Source organism: Psychromonas sp., from assembly GCF_983033635.1.
This window is the reverse complement of sequence record NZ_CEZLMY010000284.1, coordinates 1-2859: the sequence shown is the minus strand read 5'-3', so window position 1 is coordinate 2859 and position 2859 is coordinate 1. Positions and strand designations below refer to the sequence as shown.

The 2859-nt window shown below is 34.7% G+C and carries 2 protein-coding genes; both read left to right on the top strand.

What is annotated here, in order from left to right; translation table 11 throughout:
• The first annotated feature begins 219 nt into the window (after positions 1 to 219).
• Complete coding sequence (locus tag AC4GME_RS18525) at positions 220 to 720, top strand: hypothetical protein (protein WP_490380012.1); 501 nt, start codon at positions 220 to 222, stop codon at positions 718 to 720.
• A gap of 769 nt (positions 721 to 1489) precedes the next feature.
• Complete coding sequence (locus tag AC4GME_RS18520) at positions 1490 to 1651, top strand: hypothetical protein (protein ID WP_490378605.1); 162 nt, start codon at positions 1490 to 1492, stop codon at positions 1649 to 1651.
• The last annotated feature ends 1208 nt before the right edge of the window (positions 1652 to 2859 follow it).

The following is a 2859-nucleotide window of genomic DNA, read 5'->3' as shown; positions in this document are numbered from 1 at the left end:
AAAAAGGTAGCTTAAAGAACTTAACTAGGGTGACCGAATTCAGTTGACCAGGTCAATTACTTTCGAATGCTTTTGGGTTGTTGGTTAATGTAATGGCACAATCATTTTTTGAAATGATCAAATTGATAGTAAATATTTACAATCATTACTGCGATATGTGTATAGCGAAGCATGAAAATGATGGAATTGGTTATTAGATAGCAATAAGTGAAACTTAAAATGAACAGAGCAACAGATAAAAGTGAAGAACAAACAGATAACGAATATTATTTAACAGCACTTGTCTATCATGATGAAGGAGAAGATAACCAATTTAAATATACCGAGAAATACCACAATTACAGCTCGGCAAAGAAAAGATTAAAAAAAATAGTAGAGCAGAAACGCAAACAAAAATGGCAAGTTAAAGCTGACTTTAAATCAAAGCCTAAAGGCAATGGCAATGTTGAATATATGGCAACAGGTAATGACACACAAAGTGGTGATAAAGTGCACTGGTTAATTTCTTCAGAACCACACGCTAAAATGGCAGATGGTAATCATTTTCCTGAATTCAAGGACGTCACACCTAAACAGCAATTTCAACAACAAAAAGAAACGAAGAAACCCAGCAACTCTTTTTTTGCAAAAGTACTTGCTAATGTACTGATGGTGCTTCAAATGTCCCCAATCGTCATTATCAGTATCTCATTTATACTATTTTGGATCTTTTTTGTCTAACAAGCCCCTAAATATTAGAGAAACAGCTAAGGTTAGTTTTCTCAATTAGATCATTCGAACCCCGTTCTATTGATATTGCCTGCTAGCAATACCAATCTTCTTATACCAATTCCATTAAGTTAGTAACCTTGTATTGTGCAGTTAAAATTTAGGAGAACAAGGTATTTGATTAAACAATAGCGTGCAAAATAGAAGTTCCTTACCTGGTTCGCCCCAGTAATTATTTCTAATCTGACCAACTATCAACAACATCAGAAAGCATATCGTTTTTCAGCTTACCCAGGGATTGATCATACGGAGCATCGCTCAGTAATACTTTAATAAAGCTCTTTTGAAGCTGCTGTTTATCAGCTTCACCTAAAGTTTTTTAATAGATTCAATTGCTACAGCAGGGTATCGCTTAACCATATTAAGTATTCTCTCGACGTCTTTATAATGGTGCTGTCACTTCAATAGGTTGAGGTGACTCGCGTACAGAGAATTAAAACCACCCTTTCACTTGCTTTTTATCCGCCTTTCGTTTACCTTCGTTATGATTCCAAGATTAAACACACTCGAGGTTGAGTACACTTAGAGATTAGCTAAGTGGGTGTTTTATTCTGCCGCATAGCGGCTTCGTTCAACAAGGCAAAGCAAGCAGACGCATAACGGCTGTTGTTTGCGGCGTTAAATGGCTCTCTTTTTAAAGTATAAGTGTAAAAGTGAAAGAGTTGCTCAGATTTAATTTAACAAATCCAAAATTTAAGCGTTTATTAGATAGGGAGTTAGTATGACCAACAGTAAAACTAAAGTTTTTTCCATGTACGATACCGTCAATGAAACTTGGAATATTATGGACATGGATAAGCAGTGCCTCTTTTTTGGAACAATTGATGGTTTGGAAAAATGGTTAGATAACAATGAAGATAGCTATCAAGAACAACCACATTAGGATCTAAAACTCGCATTTATCTGGATGGAAGAGGAATTAATCTCTTCCATCAATTCATACGGTGTTTCAGCCAATTTTTCGTCACATTGGATTGTAATACCTAGATTATTGCGAACTTTACCATGTTAAGTAAAAATCACTAACGTGAAAATGTCCAAATCCAAGTTAGAGCCGATTTCCAATCTGCACCACTATTCATTTTTTCCATTTAAAATAATCATGCCGTTTTTGCTCGCTTTTGGGAGAAAGCGAGCGTAGATTTTTCAGATTACATTGAACCTGACAACCCGTAGGACAACGACAAGTTAAGGTCGATTTATCGAAATGAAATTGATTACAGCTAAGTATATTTTATTTTCCTTTACTGCGTTTACGCGGTGCTTTCTTTTTCTATATGGTAGGTTTCGCTGTTTTTAAATAAGGGGTTGTGACTTTAAAACGCGGCATTGGTCTTGTAGTCATCCAGTCCGGTTGTAGCCATATATTCAAGATTAAATTCGCTATGAAAAACATTGTCTAGAATTACTTACAATGCTTATGAATCGCATCAAAAATAACAATTAGTATCAGTATATCAAGCAAAGCGGTTTCTGGTTGGTCATATATTAGCTTATATAACAAGACCTTATCTATGACTTCAATAACGGTATTTGATCTTGTTTTAAACTACAAAAGTACAACTGGTTAAATTTCCATACCCTCCTTTGCCCCCTGAATTTACTAAAGCAAAGATCTTAATCCAAACTTCAATTATCAGTGATAATGGAACTTTGGATCCAGCTCTGATCCACCCTAGATTTCCATGCTATTGAGCATAATTCTATTTAACATAAAATGTATAATATACCCATCTATGCACTTAGCAGTTTTGAGCTTATCGAGCTGTAAAATCTGCCTTTTTATCTATTAACCGGCTTTTTAGCTCTCTAACTTAGTAAATCAGATAGCTAAAACTACAAGTTTTCATCCATTTTTAGATTTAAATCACTAAAACTGTTTGCTAAATATACAAAAAAACCGGTTTAACAGGCATTTAGCTGTATTTATCACTTCGTTTATTTTTAATATAATTCGCAGTAACACCCGTAAACACTAGGCTTGCGGTACATTTGGATAATATATAAACGCTCTGTCGTGAAATCTGTAGCGTTATTCGGGTAATTACATACGTTAATAAAAACTGGGGACGATAACCTATTGTTTTTACC